We start from the raw sequence: 12,450 nt of genomic DNA on the forward strand, positions 1-12,450 counted from the left end.
ATAGATGATATGTGTATACAATAATTTGTTTAACTGTAATCTTTTTGAAAGAGTAGTGGTAATGCAAAATAATTTATTAAAAATCTTGAATATGAGATTTTATAATATAGTATTAACCATATTAATGAAAGAAGATGTAATCTCAATTTGCTAATTATTAACAAATTGATAATGATTATCACTATTGATTCTTTAAATAATATAATTTTATATAGGTGTATTGTCAATAGTAATTTTGATTGTAAATTTTGCGGAAACAGGTTATATTTTATTGAGAATGATAATCAATGACTAGTAGCTGAGGAGTGACACGAATGAATCAAGAAGAATTGTTTGATGTAACTGTGATAGGCGGAGGACCTGCAGGGCTTTATTCAGCTTTTTATAGTGGACTCAGAGAGATGAAAACGAAAATAATAGAATTTCAACCACAGTTAGGTGGAAAAATACATGTTTATCCAGAGAAGATGATTTGGGATGTAGGAGGGCTGCTGCCAGTTACAGGTGATAAATTAATTGAACAACTTGTACAGCAAGGGCTAACATTTAAGCCAGAAGTGGTATTAAATACAAAAGTAGAATCGATTATTCGTAACGAAGATGGCACTTTTACGTTAAAAGCAAGCAATGGCGAAGAACATTTTTCAAAAACAGTTATCGTCGCAACTGGAAGTGGTATATTGAAACCTCAAAAGCTATCAATTGAAGGTGCTGAGCGATTTGAAGTATCTAATTTAAATTATACAGTGAAATCTTTAAAGCGTTTCAAAGGTAAGACGGTCATTATTTCCGGCGGAGGAAATTCTGCGGTTGATTGGGCAAATGAATTAGAACCAATTGCGAAAAAAGTGTATGTAACATATAGAAAAGAAGAATTATCTGGTCATGAAGCACAAGTAAAACAACTGCTGAACAGCTCGGCGGAGTGTTTCTTTAATACATCGATTACAAAACTCATTGCTGGTGATAATCATGAAGCGATCGAATATGTAGAATTGACAAATCATGAAACAGGTGAGGTTTCTCATTTACCTATTGATGAAGTTATTATTAATCATGGATATGAACGTGACATTACATTATTAGAAAATAGTGAGTTAGACGTTGCGATTATAGATAATTATTATATTGCAGGTAATGCAAATAGTGAGTCTTCAGTAGATGGATTATATGCTGCTGGAGATATTTTAAAGCACGAAGGGAAACTACACTTAATTGCAGGTGCATTCCAAGATGCTGGAAATGCTGTGAATAAAGCAAAGCAATTTATCCAACCAGATGCAAGTGAGTACGGAATGGTTTCTTCTCATAATGAAGTATTTAAGAAGAGAAATCGAGAACTGATTAAACAGATGATGAAATAATAAGGAACAAGTATACCCCCACATACTTCTCTATTCAAATGGATGAGAGATGTACGTGGGGGTTTTCCTGTTTACTATATTTTCAATCATTATAATGACACCGGTTTCATCAGTTCATATGATATGAACATTTTATTGGTAAAGCATCCTAGAAAACAATTTAGCTATGTTTTGCTTACGCAGAACATGGCTAAATTACGCTGTCCCTTTAGCGCGTTCATTAGGAAATGGCATATTTAGTATAGAAGCAATATATTGTTTTCCATGTTTTCGAGCCAATGATTCTAATATTTGACGGACGCGTTTTGTAAGATGGCCTTGTTTTTTGATGGCTTCACAATATGCGTCATAGAAAGCATATTTAGCCCAAAGGAAATCATCTTGTTGGAATAAGAAATGATTTTTGTACCATTCACCAATTGTATGATAACAATTGTTTTCATGTATTGCTGTGCTTTGAGAAAGAAAACGATCAGATAAAGATACATTCAAATGAGAAATTGTGTTTTCTGTTTCAACTTGTAGTGTTTTTTCTAACATTGTAATGATGTGACGAGTAGCCATATGTTAACTCTCCTTTGTGTAAATGGGTAATACCATTCTATATTTAAAAAATTCTTACTATATAATACTATACAATATATGGAATGCATCTACCTGCTTTTTGAACTGCATTTACAAAATCTTTTTTATTTGTTTACAAAAATAAAGTAAAGTAAGATACAGTATAGATGAAAAAATAATAAAGGAATGAACGCATTGTATATAACAGTAGAAGAGACTGCGGAGTATTTGAATTTACCGAAATCGTATATTGAAGAGTTAATTCAGCAAAAGAAAATTCGTGCGCTATTCGATGGAGAGCAATATTTAGTAAATAAAGAACAATTCAATACACATTTAGAACAAATGGAGAAATATAAGCAGTTAGTGGAAGAAATATTAAATGAACCAATTCCAGAAGATATGGATGTTAAAGACGAAGACTAAACTTTGGGAAATCCCGTATGAAGATATGCAGAAATGTATCTTCATACGGGATTTTTGTTTAAATGTATCAAAATCCTAATGGGCACGCAGAATTTCTTATATTTTTGATAGGTAGTAGTCTACCATGTTAAAAGCATATTTTTTTCTAGCTAGGACAAACATAGAGAACGTAACCTGTACAGATACATATACTATCAGTGCAAAAGCTTATAAATTAATGGAAGGGGTTTTCTCGTGAGTTTATTTCATTGTGATTTTCTGAAAGACTTAATTGGATCTTTTGTGAGAGTAAACAGGGGTGGTCCAGAATCTCAAAAAGGAACAATAATATCAGTATGTCCGGACTACTTCGTATTGAAGAATGAAAAAGGTGAGCTTTATTACTATCAACTTAGCCATCTGAAAAGTATTACGAAAAATGCAAAAGACTGTGGATCAAGTGATTGTGATTGGGAAGATTGCGAATGTGCAGACGACTTTGAAGCACTACTTCTAAGCTTCAAATATTGTTGGGTGAAAATTAATCGCGGTGGTCCAGAGAAAGTGGAAGGCATTTTACAAGATGTTTCTTGTGACTTCGTTACATTAATTGTAAAAGAAGAAGTTATATTAATTGCAATAAAGCATATTAAAAGTGTTAACTATAATGCATTAGCATGCGGAGAGAGCGATGAGAGCGAAGATAGTAATAGTAAGGAAAGTAGTAGCGATAATTCAGGTCGAGCTCGCGCACAAAGACAGTCAAGTAGAGGAAGATAATAAGAAAGGAGGATACAAATTTGGAAAGTATATTATGCTGTGAGCAAATTAAATGCTTAGTCGGTGAGACTGTAAAAGTAAATCTTCGTGGACCAGAGAGTCGAGTGGGGGTACTTGTATCGTTAGGGAGAGATTACCTTACATTACAACTTCCTCTTGGTGAATTAGTATATTACCAATTGAAACATGTGAAGAGTCTAGCTAAGAAAGTGAAAGAAAGTAAATGTGGCGATTCCTATGTTTCATGTTTCTACTCTGATGATGATACTTTTGTCGATGTATTACGTGACTTGAAGTATAAGTGGGTAAAGATTAATCGTGGCGGTCCAGAATGTGTGGAAGGATTATTAAGTGAAGTGCATGAAGAATGTATTACACTAGTAAACTGCGATGAAGTCATTTATATCATTAATTATCATATTAAGAGTGTGAGTCAAGTAGTGAAATGTAAAAAGAATGAAGATGAATAATGTTTAATAAATAAGAGGGGCATTATGAGGGAAAGAGAAGAACAATTTCTTATTTCGATAGTATGAAAAGGAATTACTTACTATTAAGACAAAACATTGCCCTGATTATTTTTTTTGAAACGGAAGATAGGAAAGCTGATATTCATAGGAAGGAGGATATAGATGAATGAGTTGAATAAAAGTATTGGAGAAAATATATATGTTAAATTAATCGGTGAAAAAAGATTTAAAGGTGTATTAATTGATGTAGGAAATGATATCGTTGTTCTTTACAATGGACAAGATTACGTATATATATCTTTATATCATGTACAATACTATAAATTTTTAAGACCATATGACGAAGAAATATCAAAACCAGATGTTGATTCTGTAATTAAGAGGGAATCCCCTTCAATTTCTTTGAGAAAAGTATTAAGTACTTCTAAAGGTATTTTTACAGAAGTTTATGTAGCAGGAAATGCTCCAATACATGGTTATGTTACAAGTGTGATGAACGATTATATTGTTTTTTATAGTCCGGTTTATAAAACGGTATATATATCTTTAAAGCATTTAAAATGGTTAATTCCGTATAAAGAAAACCAAGTACCGTATGCCCTCAATAAAAATGAACTCCCCGTAAATCCGTTAAATATTACGTTAGCTAGAACGTTTGAAGAACAGCTTATTAAAATGACAGGGAAAATTATGGTGTTCGATTTAGGTGAGGAGTCCAATAAAATTGGAAAAATGGCGAAAATTGATGAAGGTCATATTGAAATATCAAAAGCACGTGATGCAAAAATGTATGTGAATATTCAACATGTAAAATCCGTCCATTGTCCGTAGATTAGTTGGAAGGGCTGGCTTTTTCTTTTATATGCAGAAGAAAAGGTCGAGCCTATTTATTTAGTTTAATTTGGATATGAGGGGAAAAATGAATTGAATATAAATATATTATAGTGTGATCTTTTAAAAATAATTTTGCACTACTTTATAAAGAAATATGTACGAGCTATCTTTTTATGTATTCAATTTATTTTTTGAGGAGGAGCTGCTCAACTAATTTATTAAAGGGGTTTTGTTTGTGGAGCAGTTTCCGAATTCGTTATCAATTACATTGCTTGGTAGTGCTGGTGGAGCAGCAAAAGCAGTTTTAGCAATTTTAAATCAAGCGATAGCAAATGAAAAAGATCCAATTTATGAAGTATTAAAGAATGCCAAATTTCATTTGGTGGATATAAAACAAAAAGATAGGACTTATTATGATGAGTTGTTTTCGAATTTGAAAGGTCGCTTATATTTATATGAAATAAACCTTCAAAATGTAGTGGAATTTAAACAACATTTAAAAGAAAAAAGAACGAGTGTTGTGATTGATGTTTCAGGAGCAGATACAATTAGAGTATTAAGCTGCTGTAATGAACTAGGAATTTGTTATATTAATTCAGCCTTGGAAAATGAGGCCGTAGATCAGGACGATAGCTTAATCGGCTTTCAGCTTACGGAAAGATATACAAGGTTTGAGAAGGAGAAAGAGAAATTTACAAATACAAAAGCGATTATAGGTTCAGGTATGAATCCAGGTGTTGTTCAATGGATGGTTGTTGAACTTATGAAGGAACGACCAAATGAAAGGCCAAGAGCATGTTATATTGTAGAACATGACACGTCGTTTTTGAATGATATAGCGCTTATAAAGCCACATACACTTTATGCTTCATGGGCAGTAGAGCGATTTTTAGATGAAGCAATCTGGAGTTATCCGATGTATATGAGTCAACATCGTCCTCTTTACTTTTATGAAGATGTATATGCTTCAGAGTATAAAGTGAAGTTGGGAGAAAAAGAATTCTATGGTTGTTTAATGCCACATGAGGAAGTATTAATTTTAGGGAAAAACTTTAATATGGAAGTTGGTTTTCTTTACCGAATTAATGAGTATACAACAAATATAATTAGACAGAATTTAGACCAAGTAGAAGATTTATGGAACTGGAATCGTAAAGTGTTTAATCCAGCGGAAGAAGAGGTTGCTGGAGAGGACTTGGTCGGTGTGTTACTCGTTTATGAAAATAGTGAGACATATATGTATAATGTGATGAATAGTAGCCAAGTTTTTCGTAAATATAAAACGAATGCAACGTATTTTCAGGTAGGGTGCGGGATTTATGCGGGCTTGTCCAGTTTACTTTTAGATCGATTTGAACAAGGTGCTTATTACGTCGAGGAGTTGTTATTAAATACAGAAAGTAAGTACGGTGAGTATTTAAATTTATATATGAAGGATTTTGTAATGGGGCATAATAATTTTACTGATGGATTGTTACATGACAGGGTAAGATGGGTGTAATTTGTTACCAAAAGGAAGGAGAGATCTCCTTCCTTTTAGTATTATAAGGTTAAATATTGCCCTGAAAGCAATTTCATACTTATACTTTAAGGAGATAACAATGAAAGTTTTTTGTATCGATCAAGGGGAGTTTTTATATGAACAAATACAAGAGCTTGATTTATGAAGAAAGAAGAGCCTTAAAGGTATTTATATTATTATTCTATATTATATTCTTTTTATATGACGCTATATATTATTTTGTGTATCCTGCTATGAATATTAGTGGAACAGCGGTAGGTTGGCCAGAAGGTAGTCTTGGGATAGGTGTGCCTATATTTGTAATAGCAATATTTCCTATTTCTATATACCTTCAAAAAAGAGGGTATGTATATTCTGTAAAATATTTATTTTTATTTGGGTACATGTTTATCAATCTTGTTAATAATTTAATGATTTATTTGCGAACGGATAGACCTTTTGAACATGGTAGTATGGTAGAAATGTTATTAATTTTATTTGCCCCAGTTTTCGTGAATAGAAAATACTTTTATTTAGTTTCCTTTAGTGTAATTGGAAAGTACGTATTTTTCACATTGCTATTACAAGATTTAAAAGTGGTAATTCCACTTGTTTTATGTGTATTCTATTTCATTATTTCACATTCTTTATTAAAACGATTTCAATCTTATGTAAGAACAGTGGTTGAAATGATGAACAATATGAAAGAGACGGAAAATTTAGCTGTGATTGGAACTATGTCTACAACAATTGCCCATGAAATTCGAAATCCGTTAACAGCGTTAAAAGGGTTTACGCAAATGCAAAAAGAAAGAAATCCAGCTGATACGATGAGCTACGACATTATGTTACAAGAAATTGAAAGGGTTAATGGATTTGTTAGTGAATTGATGTTGTTAGGAAAACCAAAGCCAACAAATTATGAAAGGTGTAATATACGAGACATCCTTCTATATGTTGTGCATCTAATGGAAAGTTATGCAATGCAATATAGAGTTAAATGTCATTTACAAGTAGATGGGAATTTACCGGCTATAAACGGTGATGATAAGCAATTAAAACAAGTGTTATTAAATATCATTAAAAATGGAATAGAATCAATGCCAGAGGGCGGAGAAATTCATATCCGTGCATATCAAAAAACGCAAGGACATTTGTGTATTTCTGTTGAAGACCAAGGATTTGGTATAGAGAATGAAAAGTTGGAAAAAATCGGCAAGGCATTTTACACAACAAAGGAGACTGGTACAGGACTTGGATTAATGATTACATATAAAATTATTAAGGAACATCAAGGGAGTATCACAATCCAAAGTAGTCTAGGAGTAGGAACGAAAGTAGAAATTTTTCTGCCGACCGTTTAATGTATTGGGAGAAAAGATTTTTCAGAAAAGTGTTCTTGTTGTGTAAATATAAACATTTTATAAAATGTTTCAAGAAGGGTTTTTTTTATAAAATACTTCGTTTATAATGGAGGAAAATATCGACATGAGATTGATTACTCATGTAACGGTTCAGTAGTGTTATGAAAAGATAAGAAGGGGTGCACGCGCATCCTTTTTTCTATGCAGATATTATGAAAGAGGTGGTATGATGGAATTAACATTAAATTCGACTGTATGTTTACACACGATTCAATTTCGAAAAGAGCAAAAGAATTATATTGTAAAAGATACAATTACAGGAGAAAAATATGAAATGCCGCCACTTTGGATTGATGCATTGGCAATGATGCGTGACGGTTTTTTATTGGGAGAAATTGAGGAGAAATTAAAAGAAGAGTATCCATCTGAAGAAGTGAATATGTTAGCATTCACGAGGCAACTGTTAGAACTAGAACTTGTTGAAATGGTAGATGGAGAAGAGATAGCTTGCACAAAGAAGAAAGAGATAGATTGTTTAGCTTGGGTGCGTCCCCGTGTGGAACAATTCTTTCTTAATTTAAATAGAAAATATAGAAGCAAAGACCAGTAGTGGCCTTTGCTTTTTTTAATCCCGCTATTTGCCGGGCAGTAAGACCCCCACCTCAAAATTCAGCGGAAGCAAAGAAGTTAGGTGTGGGATGAACAAAACCCCCACTGATTAAAGGTTCACTTTATAGGTTGTGTTTAAAATATAACAGCAAATGCTCTTGCGAAAGCACCGTCACTATTTTTAATTTTTAAAGGTGCGGCTGAGAAAAAGAAACGTTTTGTTTCGATAGCATCTAGATTTGTTAAGTTTTCAATTAAGTAAATATTATTTCCTAGTAATATGTGATGAATCGGTGATGTTTCTGTTGTGACTTCATCAGGAGAAATGAAATCTAAACCGATAGATTTTACTTTTAATTGAACTAATTCTTCAGCTAATTCTTCAGAAAGATAAAATGCTTCTTTCTCATAAGCTTCTGTATTCCATTTGGTGGATAGATTAGAATGAAAAATAACAATATCACCTTCTTTTATGTCAGTATTATGCAATACTGCCTTAGGTAATTTTCGCTCTTGAATATGTGTTACATCTATAAGAACAGCTTCACCTACAAATTGATCCAGCGGTAATTGATCGATGGTCGTTGCGCCTGAAATAAAATGCGCAGGAGCATCACAATGCGTGCCAACATGAACGACAGAATGAAAATCTGTAACTTGATAGCCTGATTCTTCAACACTTGTAACAGCTTCTAGTTGTATTTTAGGTGTTCCAGGAAATTGAGACATATTATTTTCAAATGTTTGCGATAAATCAATTACTTTCATTTTACATACCTCCAATATATATTTTTCAAATAATAAAAAGCTCACCCTTCAATATCAAGAAAGGTGAGCTTTACATGCTAGTTGAGTTTTATCTTCCAAAATGCAATGCATTTTGCAGGAATTAGCACCTATTCAGTTTGTATAAACTGAGGTTGCTGGGCTTCAAAGGGCCGGTCCCTCTGCCTCTCTTGATAAAGAAGTATTCAGTTTTTTTGAAAACGGAATTTTCCGATAGTTAAATTGTAATTCATTTCCTTTTTTCGTGCAATACAAAATAGGTATTCACCCAAATAAAGCTGCTCGCATATTGTAGGTTATGTAAATAGAATGCTGCGAAGGAGTGAGTGCAGTGACAGGAAATGTATTAAATTATTATGCTGGTGGTAATACAGCTAGGGGATTTCACAATTTATACGAAGAGAATTTAAAAGGATTAGACAGATTATTTATCTTAAAGGGTGGCCCAGGAACGGGAAAATCTTCTTTAATAAAGGCAATAGGTCGTGAATGGATTGAAAAAGGATATGATATTGAATTGTTACATTGTTCTTCTGATAATAAATCGGTTGATGGTGTAATTATCCCAAAATTAAAAGTAGGAATTGTTGATGGGACATCGCCGCATGTTATTGAGCCAAAAATGCCAGGAGTTGTTGAAGAGTATATAAATTTAGGAATTGCTTGGGACTCAGATAAACTAAGAAAGCAGAAGTTAGAAATTGAAAGATTTGTTTCAGAAGCAAGCAAAGCTTTTCAGTCTGCTTACGCACGTTTTAAAGAGGCATTGGTTATACATGATGAGTGGGAGAAGATATATATTGATAATATAGATTTTAATAAAGCAAATGAACTAACCAATCAGCTAATCCAGAAATTATTTGCAGATAAAAGCGGGAGACAATCGCTTGTAAAACATCGTTTTTTAGGAGCTGCTACACCGAAAGGAGCAGTTGATTTTGTTCCTAATTTAACAGAAGGGTTACCACATCGTTATTTTATAAAAGGGCGCCCAGGCTCTGGAAAATCAACGATGCTCAAAAAGTTAGCTAAGGCAGCTGAGGAAAAAGGGTTTGAAGTTGAAGTATATCATTGCGGATTTGACCCGAATAGTCTTGATATGGTTATCGTAAGAGAATTAGGATTTGCAATTTTTGATAGCACCGCACCACATGAATATTTTCCAAGTCGCGAGGGTGATGAAATTATTGATATGTATGCCCTTATTGTTACGCCAGGGACGGATGAGAAATATGCGAAGGAAATTCGTGATGTCTCCATTCAATATAAAGCAAAAATGAATGAGGCGATGTCTTTCTTAGCGAAAGCAAAATCGGTTCGTGATAAATTAGAACGAATTTATATTGCTGCTATGGATTTTTCAATAGTAGATGCATATAAAGAGGAGATTCAAAAAGAGTTTGAACGAATTGCTGCTACTGTAATTGAAAAGCAACAATAGACGTTTCATTAGGCTGTCAGTAATTTCTGACAGTTTTTTTAGTATGTAGTAAAATTAATAGTGTATTGTCGAATTTCCAAGGAAATAATCAAAAAATGGAGTTGTTATGAAATGAGAGAGAAAATCGAGTTGGAGTTAGAAAGAATTGAAAAAGAGAATGATGTGAAAATTTTATTTGCGGTGGAATCAGGGAGTCGTGCTTGGGGGTTTCCATCGAAAGATAGCGATTATGATGTTAGGTTTATTTATATACATCCAGTAGAATGGTATTTATCAATTCATGATAAACGAGATGTAATTGAATATCCAATTAGCGATGATTTAGATATAAGTGGTTGGGATATTAAAAAGGCATTGCAACTATTCGCGAAGTCGAATCCTGCTTTACTTGAGTGGATTCGATCACCAATTTTTTATTCGAAAAACTCTAATTTTCCAGAACTACTTCAACAGATGAGTGAGAAGAATTTTGATCCAAAAGCAACGATATATCATTATTTACATATGGCGTCGAAAAATTATCGTGAATTTTTGCAAGGTGAGAATGTAAAGCTGAAAAAGCACTTTTATGTATTACGTCCCATTTTAGCTTGTAAGTGGCTAGAAGAGAAAACGACTTTACCTCCTGTAGAATTTGACCGATTGATTACAGAATTATCATTAGAACGTAGCGTATTAGATGAAATTGAAAAGTTGTTAATAAAGAAAAAAGCAGGTACTGAATTAGATGTTGGATTGAAAATTAAGGTGCTAAATCAATTTTTAGAAGAACAAATTCATTACTATCAGGAATATGTAAAAGGAATTGAAAAGGGATCAGGAATCGATATTGAGAGTTTAAATACATTGTTTCGAGATATGTTGTTTGAAGCATATGAAAAAGAGCACAAGTAAGTTTGTGCCCTTTTTATTTTGTAGGAATGAAGAAAACAGATATAGCTGCGATAAGACCTGCAAAGGAGAATAAGTAAAAATTCCATGCTAAGTCATATTGCATTGTCATAATAATACCGACAAGAATTGGGCCAGCAATTGCACCAACTCGGCCAAGCCCCAGTCCCCAGCCTAAGGAGGTAGCTCGGATATGTGATGGGAAGTATTGTGTTACATATGCATTTAATATTTGAGTAATACCGACTGATCCAATACCAGCAAGGCCAATTAAAAGATAAATGATTGTAACAGATGGTTTGATTGTTAATAGTCCGATACATATAGCTGCCATAAGATAAGAGATGCTAATAACAATTTTTGCTCCTATACGATCAGCAATTGCTCCAGCGAATAATGCGCCGATAGCTGCGGTAATATTTAGCATAAGTAGAAATGACAGACTAGACCCAAGAGGATATCCTGCCTGGCGCATCATCTGTGGTAACCAAGTGTTTAAACCGTATATTAAAAACATTCCCATTATATAAGTGATCCAAAAAAGTAGCGTTGCTTTTATGTATTCTTTTGAGAATAACGTAGTAAATCCATTTTTCTTTTGTATAGTAGATGGAGCTTGATGAGTTTTATTTTTCACATGAAATTCAATTGGAAAACGATTAAGAATTTGGTTCACTTCTTCTTGGCGATTACGTGATAATAAAAATTGAATGGACTCAGGTAAATAGCGAATAATGAAAGGAATGAGGAGTAGTGGAATCATTCCGATACCAAACATAATTCTCCATCCGAAATCTTCTAACATAAATATAGACAAAATAGCACCTAACACGATACCTAAAGGATAGCCAGTAAACATAAGAGCCTAAATAAAAGATTGCCTTTTTTTGGGTGAATATTCAACAGTAAGTGCTGAAGCTGTTGGGATAACACCGCCTAATCCGATTCCTCCTATAAATCGAGATAATCCAAATAACTCAGGAGAAGGAGCGATAGCCGCTAAACCCATTGTGATAGAAAAAAGTGCTAAACAGCATATAAGCGTCCATTTACGTCCAATTAGATCTGTAATCGTTCCAACTAGAATAGCCCCAATAAACATCCCAAATAAAGCATAGCTTGCAATTGTGCCAGCGTGCGATGGTGATAGCGCCCAGCTTTTGTCTTCTAGGAGCTTTGGTAGAACGGCACCGTAAATACCTAAATCATATCCATCAGCTAAAATGGCTAGCCAACAAATAAAAACAACAAGTTTTGTAATAGAGCTTGAAAAGATAGTTTCTGTAGATTCTAGATGAGGTGGAGCTGAAGGTTGCATAATATTCCCCCCCTTTTTAATTTGTAGATGAATATATTATTTCATTTAATGTTAATATTTTCCTCCCTGTGTTGAAATTTATCTGAAAAGGTTTTATAACAAATAAAGAAGTTCAACAGTAAT

Annotated in this window: 12 protein-coding genes, 1 pseudogene and 1 riboswitch; of the genes and pseudogenes, 10 read left to right on the forward strand and 3 right to left on the reverse strand. The window is 33.3% G+C overall.

What is annotated here, in order from left to right:
- The first annotated feature begins 314 nt into the window (after positions 1–314).
- Entirely contained in the window at positions 315–1,364 is a 1,050-nt protein-coding gene (locus tag DOS87_RS02100) for an NAD(P)/FAD-dependent oxidoreductase (RefSeq protein ID WP_001070938.1), read from the forward strand.
- A 195-nt stretch (positions 1,365–1,559) separates the two neighbouring features.
- Here the strand turns inward: DOS87_RS02100 and DOS87_RS02105 are convergent, their stop codons facing one another.
- On the reverse strand, positions 1,560–1,928 hold the full coding sequence (locus DOS87_RS02105; RefSeq protein WP_000235474.1) for a hypothetical protein: 369 nt from the start codon (positions 1,926–1,928) through the stop codon (positions 1,560–1,562).
- A 186-nt stretch (positions 1,929–2,114) separates the two neighbouring features.
- On the opposite strand from DOS87_RS02105, the gene DOS87_RS02110 reads away from it, so the two are divergent.
- The 7 genes from DOS87_RS02110 (at position 2,115) to DOS87_RS02140 (ending at position 7,892) form a co-directional block, all read left to right on the forward strand.
- Positions 2,115–2,354 (forward strand): helix-turn-helix domain-containing protein, encoded by a 240-nt coding sequence (locus DOS87_RS02110; protein WP_001998970.1) that lies wholly within the window; start codon positions 2,115–2,117, stop codon positions 2,352–2,354.
- 234 nt (positions 2,355–2,588) lie between these two features.
- A complete protein-coding gene (locus DOS87_RS02115; protein ID WP_000051518.1) occupies positions 2,589–3,113 on the forward strand; it encodes a hypothetical protein in 525 nt (174 codons plus the stop codon).
- Positions 3,114–3,133: 20 nt separating this feature from the next.
- On the forward strand, positions 3,134–3,583 hold the full coding sequence (locus tag DOS87_RS02120; protein ID WP_000443834.1) for a hypothetical protein: 450 nt from the start codon (positions 3,134–3,136) through the stop codon (positions 3,581–3,583).
- A gap of 162 nt (positions 3,584–3,745) precedes the next feature.
- A complete protein-coding gene (locus DOS87_RS02125) occupies positions 3,746–4,414 on the forward strand; it encodes an LSm family protein (protein ID WP_001004281.1) in 669 nt (222 codons plus the stop codon).
- A gap of 238 nt (positions 4,415–4,652) precedes the next feature.
- Positions 4,653–5,918, forward strand: coding sequence for a hypothetical protein (locus DOS87_RS02130; protein ID WP_000434723.1), 1,266 nt, complete (start codon positions 4,653–4,655; stop codon positions 5,916–5,918).
- Positions 5,919–6,055: 137 nt separating this feature from the next.
- A complete protein-coding gene (locus DOS87_RS02135; protein WP_001046097.1) occupies positions 6,056–7,282 on the forward strand; it encodes an ATP-binding protein in 1,227 nt (408 codons plus the stop codon).
- A gap of 229 nt (positions 7,283–7,511) precedes the next feature.
- Positions 7,512–7,892, forward strand: a complete 381-nt coding sequence (locus tag DOS87_RS02140) for a hypothetical protein (protein WP_000424116.1) — start codon at positions 7,512–7,514, stop codon at positions 7,890–7,892.
- Positions 7,893–8,026: 134 nt separating this feature from the next.
- Here the strand turns inward: DOS87_RS02140 and DOS87_RS02145 are convergent, their stop codons facing one another.
- Positions 8,027–8,659 carry a cyclase family protein gene (locus DOS87_RS02145; protein WP_000862976.1) on the reverse strand — a complete coding sequence of 211 codons (633 nt, stop codon included), beginning with the start codon at positions 8,657–8,659 and terminating at the stop codon, positions 8,027–8,029.
- 85 nt (positions 8,660–8,744) lie between these two features.
- Positions 8,745–8,857, reverse strand: a riboswitch (SAM riboswitch).
- 151 nt (positions 8,858–9,008) lie between these two features.
- Between DOS87_RS02145 and DOS87_RS02150 the strand changes: the two genes are divergently transcribed.
- Both DOS87_RS02150 and DOS87_RS02155 read left to right on the forward strand, forming a co-directional pair.
- Complete coding sequence (locus DOS87_RS02150; RefSeq protein ID WP_000147466.1) at positions 9,009–10,118, forward strand: PRK06851 family protein; 1,110 nt, start codon at positions 9,009–9,011, stop codon at positions 10,116–10,118.
- Between the two features lie 111 nt (positions 10,119–10,229).
- On the forward strand, positions 10,230–11,012 hold the full coding sequence (locus DOS87_RS02155; protein WP_208730200.1) for a nucleotidyltransferase domain-containing protein: 783 nt from the start codon (positions 10,230–10,232) through the stop codon (positions 11,010–11,012).
- Between the two features lie 13 nt (positions 11,013–11,025).
- Here the strand turns inward: DOS87_RS02155 and DOS87_RS02160 are convergent.
- Positions 11,026–12,327 (reverse strand): annotated as a pseudogene (locus DOS87_RS02160) (MFS transporter).
- Positions 12,328–12,450: the final 123 nt, after the last annotated feature.

This window comes from Bacillus sp. CR71, assembly GCF_003429245.1.
Taxonomy (GTDB): Bacteria; Bacillota; Bacilli; order Bacillales; family Bacillaceae_G; genus Bacillus_A; species Bacillus_A thuringiensis_S.